This is a genomic window from Saccharothrix sp. CCNWYY140 (genome assembly GCF_037401995.1).
GTDB lineage: Bacteria > Actinomycetota > Actinomycetes > Mycobacteriales > Pseudonocardiaceae > Actinosynnema.
Genome location: NZ_JBBEGC010000027.1, coordinates 20462 through 37034 on the forward strand (window position 1 = coordinate 20462; position 16573 = coordinate 37034).

9 protein-coding genes and 2 pseudogenes are annotated in these 16573 nt (G+C 72.5%); 5 read left to right on the plus strand and 6 right to left on the minus strand.

Annotated elements, in window-relative coordinates; all coding sequences use genetic code 11:
* Window positions 1–3: 3 nt before the first annotated feature.
* The 3 genes and pseudogenes from WBN91_RS15335 to WBN91_RS15345 form a co-directional block, all read right to left on the minus strand.
* Window positions 4–7536 (minus strand): annotated as a pseudogene (locus tag WBN91_RS15335) (amino acid adenylation domain-containing protein); the annotation flags it as partial.
* Between the two features lie 86 nt (window positions 7537–7622).
* The gene (locus tag WBN91_RS15340; protein ID WP_337726729.1) at window positions 7623–8888 is read right to left on the minus strand and encodes a serine hydrolase domain-containing protein; all 1266 of its coding nucleotides are present in this window, start codon (window positions 8886–8888) and stop codon (window positions 7623–7625) included.
* Between the two features lie 354 nt (window positions 8889–9242).
* A complete protein-coding gene (locus tag WBN91_RS15345) occupies window positions 9243–9788 on the minus strand; it encodes a CGNR zinc finger domain-containing protein (RefSeq protein WP_337726728.1) in 546 nt (181 codons plus the stop codon).
* A gap of 91 nt (window positions 9789–9879) precedes the next feature.
* Between WBN91_RS15345 and WBN91_RS15350 the strand changes: the two genes are divergently transcribed.
* Together WBN91_RS15350 and WBN91_RS15355 are read left to right on the plus strand one after the other, a co-directional pair.
* The gene (locus WBN91_RS15350) at window positions 9880–10308 is read left to right on the plus strand and encodes a nuclear transport factor 2 family protein (protein ID WP_443217734.1); all 429 of its coding nucleotides are present in this window, start codon (window positions 9880–9882) and stop codon (window positions 10306–10308) included.
* 39 nt (window positions 10309–10347) lie between these two features.
* Window positions 10348–10437 (plus strand): annotated as a pseudogene (locus WBN91_RS15355) (hypothetical protein); the annotation flags it as partial.
* Window positions 10438–10491: 54 nt separating this feature from the next.
* Here the strand turns inward: WBN91_RS15355 and WBN91_RS15360 are convergent.
* Window positions 10492–11106: a GTP pyrophosphokinase gene (locus WBN91_RS15360; RefSeq protein WP_337726726.1), complete on the minus strand. Its 615-nt coding sequence runs from the start codon at window positions 11104–11106 to the stop codon at window positions 10492–10494.
* Window positions 11107–11279: 173 nt separating this feature from the next.
* Here WBN91_RS15360 and WBN91_RS15365 point away from each other — a divergent pair, with 173 nt between their 5' ends.
* A complete protein-coding gene (locus WBN91_RS15365; RefSeq protein ID WP_337726725.1) occupies window positions 11280–12116 on the plus strand; it encodes an EamA family transporter in 837 nt (278 codons plus the stop codon).
* A gap of 279 nt (window positions 12117–12395) precedes the next feature.
* On the opposite strand, the gene WBN91_RS15370 is transcribed toward WBN91_RS15365, so the two are convergent.
* Window positions 12396–12899 carry an ATP-binding protein gene (locus WBN91_RS15370; RefSeq protein WP_337726724.1) on the minus strand — a complete coding sequence of 168 codons (504 nt, stop codon included), beginning with the start codon at window positions 12897–12899 and terminating at the stop codon, window positions 12396–12398.
* Between the two features lie 285 nt (window positions 12900–13184).
* Entirely contained in the window at window positions 13185–13730 is a 546-nt protein-coding gene (locus WBN91_RS15375) for a YceI family protein (protein WP_337726723.1), read from the minus strand.
* 90 nt (window positions 13731–13820) lie between these two features.
* On the opposite strand from WBN91_RS15375, the gene WBN91_RS15380 reads away from it, so the two are divergent.
* Both WBN91_RS15380 and WBN91_RS15385 read left to right on the plus strand, forming a co-directional pair.
* Window positions 13821–14312: a MarR family winged helix-turn-helix transcriptional regulator gene (locus WBN91_RS15380; protein ID WP_337726722.1), complete on the plus strand. Its 492-nt coding sequence runs from the start codon at window positions 13821–13823 to the stop codon at window positions 14310–14312.
* 107 nt (window positions 14313–14419) lie between these two features.
* Window positions 14420–16570, plus strand: a complete 2151-nt coding sequence (locus WBN91_RS15385) for a hypothetical protein (RefSeq protein ID WP_337726721.1) — start codon at window positions 14420–14422, stop codon at window positions 16568–16570.
* Window positions 16571–16573 lie beyond the last annotated feature (3 nt).

Here is a 16573-nt window from a genome sequence, read left to right on the forward strand (position 1 = left end):
GGCTCACGCTTCCCGGTCGGCGAGGGCTTCGAGGTCGGCCAGCACGAGTTCCTCGACCCGATCGGCGAGGCTGGAGACGGTGCGGGCGGTCAGCACGTCGCGTGGTGACAGGTCGACGTCGAAGGTCGCTTTGGTCTTGGACGTGATGCGCAGGCTGCGGATCGAGTCGCCGCCCAGCGCGAAGAAGCTGTCCTCCACACCGACCCGGTCGACGCCGAGCACCTCCGCCCAGATGTCGGCGATGGCCTGCTCGGTCTCCGTGCGCGGGGCCACGTACTCGCCGGAGGTGACCGCGTCGCGCTCTGGCGCGGGGAGCGCGGCGCGGTCGAGCTTGCCGTTGGCGTTGAGCGGCAGCCGGTCCAGTGCCACGTAAGCCGCGGGGACCATGTAGTCGGGCAGCGTGGCCGAGGCGTGCTCGCGCAGCTCCGCCACGGCCACGTGCCCGTCGGGCACGTAGTAGGCGACCAGGCGCTCGTCGACCGCGAGCACGACGACCTGCGCGACCGCGGGGTGCGCCCCGAGGACGGCCTCGATCTCGCCCAGCTCGACGCGGAACCCGCGGATCTTCACCTGGTGGTCCGCGCGGCCCAGGCAGTGCAGCGTCCCGTCGCGCCAGACGCCCAGGTCGCCGCTGCGGTACATGCGCGAGCCCGGCGCTCCGAACGGGTTCGCCACGAACCGCGACGCGGTCAGCCCCGGCCGGTCGAGGTAGCCCCGGGCCAGGCCGGGGCCCGCCACGTACATCTCGCCGACCACCCCGGGCGGCACCGGTTCCAGGTCCTCGTCGAGCACGTAGACCCGCAGGTCGGGCATCGGGACGCCGATCGAGCCGTCGGCCACGGTGTAGGTGACGTGCACGGTGGTCTCGGTGATGCCGTACATGTTGATCATGGTCCCGGCGCCGCGCCAGTCCTTGGTCTTGTCCAGGTCCAGCGGCTCGCCCGCGAAGATCACCCGGCGCACGTCCGGCTGCTCGGGGATGAGCTGGTAGAACGCCGACGGCGTCTGGTTGAGCACCGTGACGCCCTCCTCCCGGACCAGCCGGGCGAACTCGCGCGGCGAGCGGGAGGTCTCGTAGGACACGACGACGAGCCGCCCGCCGTGCAGCAGCGCGCCCCAGAGCTCCCAGACGGAGACGTCGAAGGCGTAGCTGTGGAACAGCGGCCAGACGTCGTTCTCGTCGAACCCGTACCAGTGCCGGGTGGCGTCGAACAGCCGGATGACGTTGCTGTGCGGGATGACCACGCCCTTGGGCTTGCCGGTCGAGCCGGACGTGTAGATCACGTAGGCCGCGTGCTCCGGGTGGTGCGCCACCTCGGGCGGGGTCGCCGGGTGGCCGGACAGGTCGGGCAGCCGGTCCAGCACGACCACCGGCTTGCCGTCGGCGATCGTGCCCGCGATGCGCTCGGCGGGGTAGGCCGGGTCGATCGGCAGGTACGCCGCGCCGGACTTCAGCACGCCGAGCACCGCCACGACCAGGTCCGCGGTCCGCTCGAACAGCAGGGCCACCAGGCGCTCCGGGCCCGCGCCCGCCGCGACGAGGTGGTGGGCCAGCCGGTTCGAGCGCTCGTCCAGCTCGCGGTAGGTGAGGTGCTCGCCCGCGAAGCTGACCGCGATCGCGTCGGGCGTCCGGGCGGCCTGCGCGGCGAACAGCTCCGGGATGGTCGCGGTGACCGGGTACTCGGCCGAACCGTTCCAGTCCACCAGCACCTCGCGGCGCTCCACGTCCGACAGCCACGGCACGCGCGCCACCGGCCGCTCGGGGTCCTCGGTCAGACCGACCAGCAGCGCCTCGAGCCGCTCACCCAGCCGCTCGACGGACGCGGCGTCGAACATCGCGGGCTCGTAGCCCAGCAGCACGCCCAGCCGCTCCGACGGGTACACGGTGGCGCTGAGCGGGAAGCTCGTGGTCTCCACGGCCTCGATCTCCCGCAGCCCCATGCCGTCGCCCAGTTCGACGGGGTAGTTCTCGAACACCACCGCGCTGTCGAACAGGTTCGCGCCCTCCGACACCCCGCTCCACGACCGCAGCCGGGTCAGCGGCACGTGCTCGAACCGCCGCGACTCCGCCTGCTGGTCCTGCAACTCCCGCAGCCACGCGACGATCGGCCGCGTGCCGTCCACCCGGACCCGCACCGGCAGGGTGTTGATGAAGATGCCCGTGATGGCGTCCGCGCCCGGCAGGTCCGCCGGCCGACCCGACACGGTCGCGCCGAAGCACACGTCCCGTTGCCCGGACGACCGGGCCAGCAGCAACGCCCATGCGGCCTGGACCAGCGTGTTCACCGTCAGGCCGTGGGTGCGGGCGAACTCGTAGAGCCGGGTCGAGTCCGCCGCCGACAGCTCCACCGAGTGCCGGGCCGAGGACGCCGCCGGTCCGCTGTGCGCCCGGTCGGCGGGCAGCGGCGTCGGGGTGTCGAAGGTGCCCAGCACGTCCCGCCAGTGCCGTTCGGCGGCCTGCTCGTCCTGGGCGGCCAGCCACGCCACGTAGTCCCGGAACGGCCGCCGCTCCGCGGGCTCGCCGAGCACGTCCGACAGCACCTGGAAGACGCTCCACCCGTCCAGCAGCACGTGGTGGAACGTCCACACCACCCGCGCGGTCTCCGGCGCCACCCGGATGATCGCCACCCGCATGAGCGGCGGCGTGGCCAGGTCGATGCCCTGCTCCCGGTCCTGCTCCAGGAACTCCCGCAACCGGTCGGGGTCGTCCCGCCCGCTCCAGTCCAGGAACGTGAACGGCACCTCGGCGTGCGCGTGCACCACCTGCAACGGCTCGGGCACGTCGTCCCACAGCACGCTGGACCGCAGCACGGGTGTCCGGTCCACGACCCGCTGCCAGGCGCGGGCGAAGGCCTCCGAGTCGGGCACCCCGTCGACCAGGAAGGTCGTCTGCTGGAAGTACACGCCTTGCTCGCCCAGGCCGTGGAAGACCATGCCGGCCTGCATGGGCGTGAGCGGGTAGGCGTCCTCGCCGGTGATCCGGTCCACCTGCTCCTGGGTCAGGCGCGCCAGCGGGAAGTCCGACGGCGTCCGCCCGCCCGCACCGGGTGCCGCGCAGTGCTCGATGATCGCCCGCAGCGCCGCCGCGAAGGCTTCGGCGAGCCGCGCCACGGTGGCTTCGTCGTGGTTGGTCTCGCTGTAGTGCCAGGACACCTCCAGCCGGCCGTCCTGCACGCGGCCCACCACGTCCAGGAGGTGCGGGCGCGGCATGTCGGGGTCGGCGGCCAGGTCGAGGTCCCGTTCGCCGGACCGGAAGCTGCCCAGGTAGTTCAGGCTCACGGCCGGGTCGCACGCGGGTCCGCCGGCCAGGCGGCGCAGCGCACCGCAGCCGATGCCCCGGCGCGGCACGGCCCGCAGCTGCTCCTTGACCGCCTTCAGGGCCGCGCCCCACTCGCGCGGCACGTCCAGCGCCACCGGGTAGACCGTGGTGAACCAGCCGACCGTGCGGGACAGGTCCACGTCGTCGAACAGTTCCTCGCGGCCGTGGCCCTCCAGGTCCACCACCACGTGGTCGTCGCCGGTCCAGTCGGCCAGCACCCGGCCCAACGCGGTCAGCAGCACGTCGTTGACCTGCGTTCGGTATACCTCGGGCACGTCCCGCAGCAGGGCCGCGGTGTCCTTTTCGGACAGTCGGACGGTGACCTCCCGCGCGGTGGCGTAGGTGTTGGGGCCGTGGCGGTCGGTCGGGATGTCACCGCCGGAGACGGCCGACCAGTGCGGCAACTCGTCGTCGAACCCGCCTTCCAGCGTGTGCCGGGCCAGGCGGCGCGCCCAGTCGCGGAACGACGTCGTCTTGCGCCCCAGCCGCCGCCCGCGCAGCACGGTGACCAGGTCCTCGGCCAGGATGCGCCAGGACACCCCGTCCACGACCAGGTGGTGCGCGGTCAGCCGCACCGACCGGGGGCCGAGGAGGTCCGCGCGCAGCAACGGCTCCGGGCACCCGACGGACCGGTTCACCTGCCGGTCGGCCTCGAACCGCATGCGCAGGGCGTCGTGGTGGGAGACCAGCGCGGCGACGGCGTCGTCCAGCGCGGCGCGGGAGACCTCGAAGTCCAGGTCCACCACCAGGGACTGCTCGAACAGCGTGGCCCCGGTGTCCAGGAACCACCGCTGGATCGGGGTCAGCGGGGCGTCGCCGGTCACGGGACCCTGGTCGGCGTCCGGCGGCAGGTCGCGGGTGACGTGCGGGGCCAGCGCGGCGACCGTCTGGTGGGCGAAGATGTCCCGCGAGGTCAGCACCAGCCCGGCCGCGCGGGCCTTGGTGACCACCTGGATGCCCAGGATGGAGTCGCCGCCCAGCGCGAAGAAGTTGTCCCGCACGCCGACCTTCGCCGCGCCCAGCACCTCGGCGAACACGTCCGCCAGCACCGCCTCCGTGGGCGTGCGCGGCGCCACGTAGCCGCCGGGCTCCTCCGGCGGGGCGGGCAGGTCGGCGCGGTCGAGGCGGTGCAGGCCGACGAACGTCGAGGGGATGGCGTGCGCGGGCAGCACTTGGCCCGCGAACCCCTTGAGCGCGGCCGGGTCGACCGGCGGGGTCACGTAGGCGACCAGGCGGCCGTCGACCGGGACGACCACGGCGTCGGTGACCTCGTGGTGGCGCTTGAGGGTCGCCTCGACCTCGGCGAGGTCCACGCGCAGGCCGCGCACGCGGATCGTGTCGTCGGGCGGGAAGTCCAGCTCCACCAACGACTTCAGCGGCCGGTCGGGGTGCTCGACCACGTCGTGCAGGAGGGTGTCGAGGTCGTCGGCCAGCGCGGTGATCGTGGCGGCGTCGAACAGGTCGGCGTTGTACTCGACGGTCAGGGTGAGCGAGTCGTCCTGCGGCCAGAACTCCACCACCAGGTCGAACCGGGCGTGGGGGCGCGGCAGGTCGTGCTCGGTCGCCGCCAGGTCGCCGAAGGTCCTGCGCCGCAGTAGGGGCTGGTGCAGCGCGACGACCGCTTGGACCAGGGGGGTGCGGCTCGGGTCCGGGTCGAGGTCCAAGGCGTCGACAAGGCGGTCGAACGGCACGTCCTCGTGCTCGAACGCGTCCAGGACGGTGTCGCGGACCTGGTCGAGGAAGGCGGTGAACGGCAGGTCCGGGTCCACCCACGAGCGCAGCACGAGCGTGCGCACGAAGAACCCGACCGCCCGCTCCAGGTCGGCGTGGTCACGACCGGAGGTCACGGTGCCGACCGCCACGTCCCGCTGCCGCGCCCGCGCCGACAGCAGCACCTGCACGGCCGCGGCGAGCGTGGTGAAGAGGGTGGCGTCGTGCGCCCGGCCAACGGCGGTCAGCCGGTCCACCAGGTCGCGGGGGAGGGCCTTGCGCAGCACCGCGCCGGTCGTCGTGCGCAGCGCGGGCCGGGGGCGGTCGGTGGGCAGGTCGAGGGCCTCCACGTCGGCCAGCCGCTCCACCCAGTAGGACACGTCCTGGTGGGGGCGGTCCGCGTCCCACACCGCGAAGTCCGGGTACTGGGCGGTCGGCGCGGCCGGTTCGACGCCGGCGTAGAGGTCAGCCAGGTCGTCCAGCAGCACGCCCACCGACCAGCCGTCGGTCACGATGTGGTGCTGCACCAGCACGAGCACGTGGTCCTGCGGCCCCAGCGGCTTGAGCACCGCGCGGGTCAGCGGACCCCGGCGCAGGTCGAAGGGCGCGCACAGCTCACGCTCGTCCCCGACGACCAGCGGGATCGTGCCGTGCTCGGCCACCACCTGCACGGGCTCGCCGTCCACCACGTCGAACGTCGTGCGCAGGGCGTCGTGCCGCTGCGCCAACGCGTCCAGCGCCCGTTCCAGGCGGTCGACGTCCAGCGGACCGGTCAGCCGCAGGCCGACGCCGGTGTTCTGCTCGGCCGTGCCGTCGAGGGAGAACAGGCGGCGCTGGGCGGGCGACAGCGGCAGCGGGCGGTTGCGCGGCACGCGCGGGATCGGGGTGTGCGTGGGCAGGGCCGCCGCCAGCGCGGAGACCGTGCGGTGCTCGAACATCGCCCGCACCGGCAGCCCGCCCAGCCGGGCCAGCGCCCGCACGGCCAGGATCGAGTCACCGCCGAGGGCGAAGAAGTCGTCGTGCGCGCCGACCCGCGGCACGCCCAGGACGTCCGACCACACCTGCGCCACCTGCCGCTCGGCGTCCGTGCGCGGCGCGGTGAAGTCCTCCTCGGGGGTTCCGCCCACCACCGGCGCGGGTAAGGCGGACCGGTCGAGCTTCCCGTTGGGGGACAACGGGAACGCTTCCAGCGCCACGAACGCCGAAGGCACCATGTAGTCGGGCAGCGTGGCCGCCACGTACTCCCGCAACCCCTCGACCGCGCCCACGACGTAGGCCACCAGCCGCTTGGGCTCGTCCCGCGCCACCACCACGGCCTGCCGCACCGCCGGGTGCTTGCGCAGCAACGCCTCCACCTCGCCCGGCTCGACCCGGAACCCGCGGATCTTCACCTGGTGGTCGGCCCGCCCCACGAACTCCAGCTCGCCGTCGTCCTTCACCCGGACCACGTCCCCGGTCCGGTACATCCGCGACCCCGGCGCCCCGAACGGGTCGGCCACGAACCGGGCCGCGGTCAGCCCCGGCCGGCGCAGGTACCCGCGCGCCAGGCCCACGCCCGTCACGTACAGCTCGCCCTCGTCGGCCGGGCGCAGCTCCTCGTCCAGCACCCGCACGCTCGTGCCCGGGATCGGCCGCCCGATCGGCGGCGCGCCACCCCCCGGCTCCAGCGGCCCGCTCCAGCTGGTCACGACGGTCGATTCGGTCGGCCCGTAGGCGTTGACCATCCGCCGCCCCTGCGCCCACCGCTCCACCAGGTCGGGCGAGCACGCGTCACCGCCGACGATCAGGCAGCGGAACGTCGGCAGCGGCCGGTCCGGCACGGTCGCCAGCGCCACCGGCGGGATCAGCGCGTGGGTCACGCCGAACTCGTCCACCACGTCCGCGAGCTGCTCGCCCAGCAGCGGACCGGGCGGCGGCACCACCAGCGCCGCCCCGGCGGGCAGCGCCATGCACAGCTCCAGCACGGAGGCGTCGAAGCTCGGCGACGAGAACTGGAGGACCCGGTCGCCCGGCCGCACGTCGAAGTGCGCGATCTCGGCCGCCGAGAACGCGGGCAGCCCCCGGTGCGTCACCACGACGCCCTTGGGTCGGCCGGTCGAGCCGGAGGTGTAGATGACGTAGGCCGGCGAGTCGGGGTGGATCGCCACGCCGGGGTCGGTGTCGGGCTGCCCCTCGGTGTCCAGGGGGCCGTCGAGCACCAGCAGCGGTTCGGCGTCGGCGAGCATGAACGCGATGCGTTCGGCCGGGTAGTCCGGGTCCACCGGCAGGTAGGCCGCGCCGGTCTTGAGCACGGCCAGCCGGGCGACGACGTTGTCCACCGACCGCGGCAGGGCGATGGCCACGACCCGCTCCGGCCCCGCTCCCTTGGCCAGCAGCAGGTGCGCCAGGCGGTTGGCGCGGGCGTCGAGGTCCCGGTAGGAGATCTCGCCCTCGGGGGAGACCACGGCGGGCGCGTCGGGGGTGCGGTGCACCTGCTCGGCCACGAGATCAGGCAGGTTTCTGACAGGCGTCATCGCGAGCGGAACCTTTCTGGGGGATTGAGCGAGAACGGGCGCGGCCATACCCGCTTCAGCAAAGCTTCAAACGTGTTTTTTCAAACCATTTCGGGGACCTGTCGGCGGGCCAGCCGGCCACCGATCTGGATCCACTCGATCGCGCCGCCCTGCGGGTCCCGCAGGAAACGTCCGGTCTGGCTGGTGTCACCCGTGTCGGAATCCCGCATCGCGAACACCAGGCCGTCGAACAAGGACAGGTCCGCGAACGGTTCGCCGTCCACCGTGAGCTCCAACACCTCGCGGTCGGCCGGTCGCACCTTGTATTCGGTGTCGCCGTTGCGGAACCGGCCGGCGCAGTCCGGCGGGGGTGGGATGCGGTGGCGCAGCGCGCGGAATCCGTCGTAATCGCCGACCGGCAGACCGGCCTCGGCCAATTCCGGCACGAGGTCCCGCCACAGCGCGAAGCCGCTGCTGCCGTTGGTGGTCAGGGCGACCACGGTGCCGTCGTCGGGGTTGATCCGCAGGTGGCACGACGTGCCGTCGGCGGTGCCGTCGTGACCGACCCAGGTGGTGCCGTCGCGCTCGTACAGCGCGAGCCCGAGGCCCCAGCCGTCGGCCATCCCGAAGGGCTCGGCGTGCCGCACGGGGGCGCGCATGAGGTCCAGGTCGTCGGGGTCGACGAGGGTGGGCGGGGCGCCCGCGAGCATCCGCCCGAAGGTCACCAGGTCGGTGGCGCTGGCGGCCAGCGCGCCCGCCGGCGCGTCCACCAGGGCCAGCGACTGGTGCACCGGGACGACGCGTCCCGAGGTCGCGTTGACGGCGTGCCCGGACACCGCGGCGCGGTCGGTCTCGGGGCCGACGGTGAACCGCGGGCGCAGGCCCAGCGGGCGCAGCAGCACCGCGTCCACCGCCTCCCACCAGGACATCCCGGTCGCCTGCTCGATCAGGTGGCCGACCAGGACGTAGCCGATGTTGGAGTAGGAGAAGCCCGCGCCGGGGCGGTGCAGCGGCACCAGGGTGCGGCACGCCTCGAGGGCGTGGCGGCGCAGGGAGGTGCCGTGGACGTCGTCGGGGTCGGACGGCAGGCCGCCGGTGTGGCTGAGCAGGTGGCGCAGCGTGAGGGGGAGTCCCACGTCGGGCAGCGGCGCGTCCAGGTCGAGGTCTCCGTCGGAGACCAGCGCCATCGCGACGGTCGCGGTGAACGTCTTGGTGATCGACCCGATGGGGACGGCCGCGTCGGGCGGCAGCCCCACGCCGGTGGTCCACAGGCCGTCACCGGGGCGGTGCACGGCCAGCTGCGCGCCGGGCACCAGGTGCTCGCCGACGAGCCGCACTAATCGACGGGCGATCTGTTCCGTGTTCATCGAGGGGGTTCCTTTGTGCGAATGGACCATTTGGTCGCCGCCCTACGTTGACGTCCGTTCCGGTCGCCACGCGACCGCCGAACGGAGCATCTGCCGGATTGAGATTCCCCTGTTTCTGCGGAAGTAACCGGCCGTTTCCGTCGGCGTCCGGGCTTTTCACTCGAACGGCCTGGTTTGGACCGGCCGGTTCCGTAAATCCGGGACGATATGCGAGGTCCATTCGCACTCGGGCGGAATCCCGCCCGTGAGGTGTCCAGAGGATGGACTCACGAAGTATATTTCACGGTACTGCACCGTGTTACCGAAGAAATGCGGCTCCAGGCGTAACCGACAACCCCCGGTCGTCGTTTGCGGTTACCCGTCGGTTCGGTTGCGGCGGTAGTGACGGGCCGCGCGCACCCGGTTGCCGCATCCCGGCGAGCACCATTCCCGGCGGGGGTGGTCCTTCACGAAGTAGAGGACGCAGCCCGGGGCGTAGCAGGCCCGCAGGAGCCCGCGGTCCGGTCCGGTGAACAGGTCCACGGCCTCGGCGGCGGTCGCGGCGAGCACCCGCGTCGCGGCCGGGGCGTCCGCGGTGGTGCGGCGGCGCAGTTCGCCGGCTTCGACGTCGAGCTGCGGCCACGCGACGGCCTGTCGGACGGCGGCGTTCACGGCGGCCACGGCCCGGTCCCGGTCACGGTCGGCGGCGATGGCCCGCGTGTCGTCGGTGAGCAGGGCCGCCAGGTCGCGCAGGCCTTGGCGGAGGGTGCGGAACGCGGCCAGGTCCTCGGCGGTGGCGGGTTCGCCGGTCAGCCAGGCGGACAGGTCCTCGACGGTGGTCAGGTCGTCGTGCACGCCGGAGCGGTCCGCCCGGATCGTGTTCATCAACCGGACCGGGCGGGGTTCGTCGGGCGTGACCACGGTCTCACGGTAACACGGGCTTGCATCCGTTAGCTCCGCGTTCTAACGTTTGAAGCGTTGATCAAACATTAGAAAGGTCTCGGCTGTGAACCTGGCACCCCCGTTCGACGAGGACACCGCCCGCCGCAAGGTCCGTGCCGCCCAGGACGCTTGGAACACCCGCGACCCCCTGCGCGTGGCCGCCGCGTACACACCGGACTCGGTGTGGCGCAACCGCGACGAGTTCGTCACCGGGCGCGACGAGATCATCGCCTTCCTGACCCGCAAGTGGCAGCGCGAGCACGAGTACGTGTTGCGCAAGTCCTTGTGGGCGTTCGCGGACGACCGGATCGCCGTGCGCTTCCAGTACGAGTGGCACGACGACGAGGGCCAGTGGTGGCGGTCCTACGGCAACGAGAACTGGGAGTTCGCCCCGGACGGACTCATGCGGCGGCGTGAGGCGAGCATCAACGACGTCCGCATCACGGCCGCCGAACGCCGCATCGACCCGACGACCGAGCACGAGATCCCGCTCGCGTAGGCGGACAACCCCGGGCCGCCGCCGCACGTCCTCCAGTTCATGATCGACCGCCACCTGCCCTGGAACGGCTGCTACAACGCCCGCGACCTCGGCGGCCTCCCCGCGGGCGACCGCGTCACCCGGCGAGGCGCGGTCGTCCGCTCCGACGCGCCCGACCGACTGGGCGCCGAGGGGTGGGCCGGGCTAGTCGTGCTGGATCCGCTGGTGCAGGGACTCCATGCGGGCGTCCAGTTCGGCCGCGATCGCCGCCGAGCTGGTCAACTCCTCCACGAACCCCACCGGCACCTTGTCGTCGTACTTGTAGAACAGCTTGTGCTCCAGCGTCGCCCAGAAGTCCATCGCGATCGTGCGCAGCTGCACCTCCACCTTCACGTGCTCCACCCGGTCGGACAGGAACACCGGGATGCGCACGATCAGGTGCAGGCTGCGGTAGCCGTTGGCCTTGGGCGCGGCGATGTAGTCCTTGGTCTTGAGGATCTCCACGTCGTTCTGCCGGGCCAGCATGTCCCGCACGCGGTAGACGTCGGAGACGAAGGGGCACACCACCCGCACCCCCGCCACGTCGTCGAGGTGCTCGGCGGCCAGCGCCAGGTCCGGGGGCAGGCCCTTGCGGCGCAGCTTGTCCAGGATGGCGTCGGGGCGCTTGACGCGCTGGGTGATGTGCTCGATCGGGTCGTGCCGGTGGACGAGGTCGAACTCCTCGCTGAGGATGCGGAGCTTGGTCATCAGCTCCTCGACCGCGAACTTGTACACCACCAGGGACCGCCGCAGCAGGTCGTCGGCGACGCCCGTCTCCATGATCCCCAGGGTACCGATCGGCTACGATGCCCGGCGTGAACACCCACTGGCACGTCGTTCTGCCGCCGCCGGCCGCCTGACGGGCGCACCCGCGGCACTTCTTTCGCAACGCTCGGCTTGTCCGCCGTGCGCCCGTTCGCGCCCTTTTTCTCTCTTCCGCGAACGGAGAACACGTGTCATCCACTGTGCTTCGAGCACGCTTCACCCACGGACCGCTGCCCATCCTGGGCGCGTGCTTCCTGTGGGGCACCACCGGAACCGTCAGCTCCCTGGCGCCCGCGTCCGCACCGGCCTCGGCGGTCGGCGCGGCGGGCCTGGTGGTCGGCGGGTTGTTGTTGTTCCTCACCGCGCGGGGCACCCGTGAGGTGATCGCGTCGGCCGACCGGCGGCTGCTGCTGGTCGGGGCGGCCACGGTCGCCGGGTACGCGCTGGCGTTCTACCCGGCCGTCGCGCGGACCGGGGTGGCGGTGGCCACGACCGTGGCCCTGGCCACCGCGCCGATCGTGCTGGGGCTGCGGGCGCGGCCCGTGGTGACTGTTGTCGCCGTGGCCGGGTGTGCCGCGCTGGTGCTGGGCGGCGGGGAGACGCGGGTCGACCTGGTCGGTGTCGGGTTGGCGGTGATCGCTGGACTGTCTTATGCCGTCTATTCGGTGGTGTGCGCGCACCTCATCGGGCTCGGGCACCCGTCCCGGGCCGTGGTGGGGACGGTGTTCGGCGGGGCCTCGGTGCTGACGGTGCCGGTGCTGCTGCTGTTGGGGGTCGGGTGGCTGGGCGCCGGGACCGGGGTCGCCGTGGTGGTGCACCTGTCGGTGTTCACCACGTTCCTGGCGTACCTGCTGTTCGGGCTCGGGTTGCGGCAGACCTCCGCCGCGGCGGCCACCACGTTGACGCTGGCTGAGCCGGCGGTGGCGGCGGTGTTGGGGGTGGTCGTGCTGGGGGAGCGGCTGCCGGTCGTGTCGTGGTGCGGCATGGCTGTGCTCGCGGTGGCCTTGGCGGCACTGGCCCGGTGAGATCGGTGCCGGCTCGGTCGGCGCTTGGGCAGTGAGGTCGGCGGCGGCTCGGTGAGGCCGGCGCCGGCCCGGTGAGGTGAGCGGCGCGGCCGGGTGGGTTGTGCCCGGCCGCGTGGCCTCCGGCCCCCGTCTCGATCATCGCACGGGGGACTGACAGTGCAGGCGTGGAAGGCCGGCGAAGAGTTCAGGCGGCTGGCAGCTCGAGCCCTCGGGCGGCTGGCAGCTCGAGACCTCAGGTGGCCGGCAGCTCGAGGTCTCAGGCCGCCGGCCGTGGAGGAGTCAGTCCTGGCGGCGGTCCATTGCGCCGCCGAGGCCGAACAGGATGCGTTGGATGACCTCGGGGTCGACCTCGGGTTCGTCGCCCAGGGCCTCGGCGGCCGGGGAGCGGCGGGGTTCGCGGCGGGGGAGGGGGACGGCCGAGGCGTTCATGCCCGAGGGCAGGGACAGTTCGCACCACGCCAGTCGGCCGCCGGCCGTGAGGTCGACCAGGCCCGCTCGGGCGCCGGCCAGTTCCGGGGGCAGGGCGACGCGGTTGCCCTCCACCTCGACGACCAGGCAGTTGCCGCTCAGCCGCAGCCGCACCAGCAGGAAGCCGGGTGCGCGCTGGTCGGCCACCTCGACGGCCGCGGCCACCAGGCGGCGGGCGGTCTGGGAGGCCTCGTCCTGCATGGCGCGCAGCTTCCACTCGCCGAGCGAGAAGCGCACGAACATGTCCGCGACGTTGACCGCGGTGGGCAGTGCGACGAGTCGAATGTCGTCGACCTGTTCGGTCCGGGCGTTCACACCGATCCTCCTCGCCGGGCGTCCAGCCGCATGTTGCGCCAGATGGTGCCATGAATACAGCCCGTGTCACCCACGTGGTCTAGACACCGTGAGCGGAACGTGTCCATTAATACGGGCGGAGCGGGCCGGTGGTTCACGGTTCGTGCCTGGAAGGTCTCAGACCGTACCCGGATGACCGTCGAGGTGGAATATCGGGGTATCAGCCGTCTCAGTGATACCGCCACTGTGAGTGCATGCGAAAGGGGCCCGTCCGGGTCACCGGTCGAGCCCCTTCGAGGGTGCTGCTCAGGCCTGGAGGACGGCCTCGATCTCGAGCAGGATGGTGATCTTGTCGCCGACGGCCGCGCCCGCCGCGCCACCGGAGATGCCGAACTCCTTGCGGCTGATCTCGGTGCTGGCGGAGAAGCCCGCGACCTTCGCGCCCTCGAAGCCGTCGCCGAAGCCGTTGAGCTCCAGCTCCAGCTCGACGGCCTTGGTCACGCCGTGCAGGGACAGCTCGCCGTCCACGAGGAAGCCCTCGCCGTTCGCGCGCACGCCGGTGGAGGTGAAGGTCAGCTCCGGGAACTTCTCGACGTCCAGGAAGTCCTCGTTCTTGACGTGGGCGTCACGGGCCTCGTTCTTGGTGTTGATCGAGGCGGCGTCGATCTTGGCCGTGACGGTCGACTCCAGCGGGTTCTCCGCGGTCACGATCTGGCCCTCGAACGTGTCGAAGTGGCCGCGGACCTTGGAGATGCCGAGGTGGCGGACCACGAAGGAGACGTCGGAGTGCACCGGGTCGATCGCCCACGTGCCAGCGATGTAGCCGGGGATCTGCACGGTCTGCGTGGTCATGGGAAGTCCTTCTCACTCGGTCTGGTTGAACTCTCAACTGAACATAGCGCATCCTGGTTGAGAGTTCAACCAGGCCCGTATGATGGGAGCATGAGCGAAGTGCGGTGGCTTGACGCCGATGAACAGCGGGTTTGGCGCGGCTTCATGACCGCCGTGACCAAGTTCACCGAACACCTCGACCGGCAGTTGCAGCGCGACTCCGGGATGCCGGTGGCCTACTACGAGATCCTCGTCGCACTGTCCGAGGCGCCCGAGCGGTCCCTGCGGATGAGCGAGCTGGCGCTGGTGTGCCACTCGTCCCGCAGCCGGCTCTCGCACGCGGTCGCCCGGCTGGAGAAGGAGGGGTGGGTGCAGCGGCAGGCGTGCCCGTCGGACCGGCGCGGTTCCATCGCCGTGCTGACCGACCGCGGCTTCGCGGTGCTGGACGCGGCGGCGCCCGGTCACGTCACGGCGGTGCGCGAGCACCTGTTCGACGTGCTGACCCCGGAGCAGCTGCGGTCCCTGGCGGAGATCAGCCAGGCGATCGAGCAGGGTCTCCAGACCGAGTGCGCCAAGGTCCGCGCGGAGATGGTCGAGTTCTGAAAGCCCGGTCCGATGTGGACGCATCCGGCCGAAGGTCTTGTGGGCCGGTCGGAGCAGGGCCGAAGAGTCTTCTCCGAAGTGTCATAGGAGGGCGTTAGCATCCGCGCGTGGGGTTAACGCTGGGAACGATCACGCGCCGTGTCGTCGGCTTCGGCAGGCGGCAGTCCGCCAGTGCCACGGCGGCCTCGCTGGGCGTGCTGCTGCTGGTCGGCGCGGCGCTGGGCAACGGGATCGCCCGCACCGCCGTCGACGTCTCCGACGGGCTGACCTGGCTGGGTGACGACGAGCGCGGCGAGGTCGTGCAGGTCAACCCCAGCTCCGGCAAGCCGCAGACCCGGTTGCAGGTCAGCGGCGGCGACGCGCAGCTGGAGATCGCGCAGTCCGACGACAAGCTGATCGTCCTGGACCGCCGCACCGGCCAGATCACCGTCATCGACCTCGCCACCCTGCTGGCCAGTGGCCGCCGCCAGGCGCCGGTCGGGCAGTCGCCGAAGGTGCTGATCGTCGACGACCGGATCTACGTGGTCGACCGCGACGCGGGCACCGTGCACAACGTCGACCCGGTGACCCTCGCCGACGTCGGGCAGCCGTGGCGGGTGGGCCGGCCGCTGGCCGACGTCGTCTCCGACGACCGGGGTGTGGTGTGGGCCGTCGACCACGGCGGCAACCTGCACGCGCTGGAGTGGGCCGAGGACGTCGAGAAGTTCCGCGAGCTGTCCAACCGGCCCGTGCCCGGCGCCGGTCCGCGCACCGCCCTGGTGCCCCACGAGCGCGGCGTGACCCTGCTGGGCCTGGAGGGCGGCGTGGTCGTCCGCGACGGCACCGCCCGCGACCTCACCGCCAACACCGACTCGCTGACCGGCGAGGTGCTGGCCGCCCAGACCAGCCCGCCCGGCCTCGTGCCCGCCTCGGTGCCCGACGCCGCCGCGGTCGTCCTGGTCACCGACGACGACGTGCGCCGCGTGGACATGAACCAGTACGGCTGCCCGCGCCCCGGCCGCCCCGCGGTGTTCCGCGACCGCGTCTACGTGCCGTGCCACGGCTCGGGCAAGGTCGTCGTGCTCGACCGCGACGGCAAGCGCGGCAGCCAGGACGTGCCCGCGCCCGGCAACGACCCGGAGCTGGTGTTCGACGACGGCAAGCTGTTCATCAACACCCCGGGCGCGGCCAACGGCGTCATCGTGGACACCGACGGCCGCACCCGCGACGTGGTGATCCGCAGCCCCGAGCTCCCCGTGACCGACCCGGACCGCTCGCCCATCCCGAGCGTGCCCAGCCCGCCGCCGCCCAGGCCCGACCCGCCCACGCGCGACGACCGGCGCGGCGGCGGCCAGAACCCGACGACCACCACCGAACCGCCGGTCGTCACGACCACCCCGAGCGCCGGGCTCAGCGGCGTCGCGCCGGGCCGGCCGCCGGGCGTGACGGTCAACCAGGTCTCCAACGACGGCAGCACAGTCGTGGTCCGCGTGAGCTGGGGCGCCGCACCCGACAACGGCGAGGCGGTGTCCGGGTACTCGGTGACCGCGTCCGGCGGGTTCTCCGGCGGTTCCAAGACCGCCCAGGTCGCCGGCACCTCGACCGAGTTGTCCCTGTCCTGCGCCGGCGGCACGTTCTGCGCCAGCGGGCGGCTCGACGTGTCCGTGGTGGCCTACAACCGCCTGGGCGCGGGCGAGGCCGCCACCGCGAACTTCGCCGTGCGCCCGCCCGCGGTGGCGCCGACGACGACCACCACCACCCAGCCGCCGCCGCAACCCCAGCCGACGACCACGACGACCCAGCCGCCCGCGCCGCAGCCGACCACCACGACGACGACCACACCGCCACCGCCCAGCCTGCCCACGGCCGGCGCGGTCGTGATCTCCGGGGTGGGCTTGACCGGCGACGTGTTCAGCCGGGTCGTCAACACCTCGCCGCCCGCGGACTGGGCCAACCACACCGGCACCTGCGAGGTCGTGAACACGACCTACAGCTACTCGGTGGCGATCCCGTGCAGCGGCGGGTCGGTCGAGATCTACGTGGACTACGGCTCGAACCGGCTCGTGGTGCGCGCGTACGCCGGTGGGCAGTCGGTGGACTCCTACCACCGCACCGTCACCGTGCGCGACCCGGAGACGGAACCGTGCAGCGGCGGTCGGACCTGCTTGCCGCGCCGCGCGCCTTCGGCCGCACCGATGGCCGGCGGCGGCATCGCGCTGCTGGCGGCGGCGTGGCTGCTGGGTCTGCGGAACAGCCGACGCCCCGACGACGAGGACTGAGCG

Coding starts and splice junctions, on each gene's coding strand:
- WBN91_RS15340 (WP_337726729.1), bottom strand. CDS start 8,888: ATGAACACGGAACAGATCGCCCGTCGATTAGTGCGGCTCGTCGGCGAG.
- WBN91_RS15360 (WP_337726726.1), bottom strand. CDS start 11,106: ATGGAGACGGGCGTCGCCGACGACCTGCTGCGGCGGTCCCTGGTGGTG.
- WBN91_RS15375 (WP_337726723.1), bottom strand. CDS start 13,730: ATGACCACGCAGACCGTGCAGATCCCCGGCTACATCGCTGGCACGTGG.
- WBN91_RS15380 (WP_337726722.1), top strand. CDS start 13,821: ATGAGCGAAGTGCGGTGGCTTGACGCCGATGAACAGCGGGTTTGGCGC.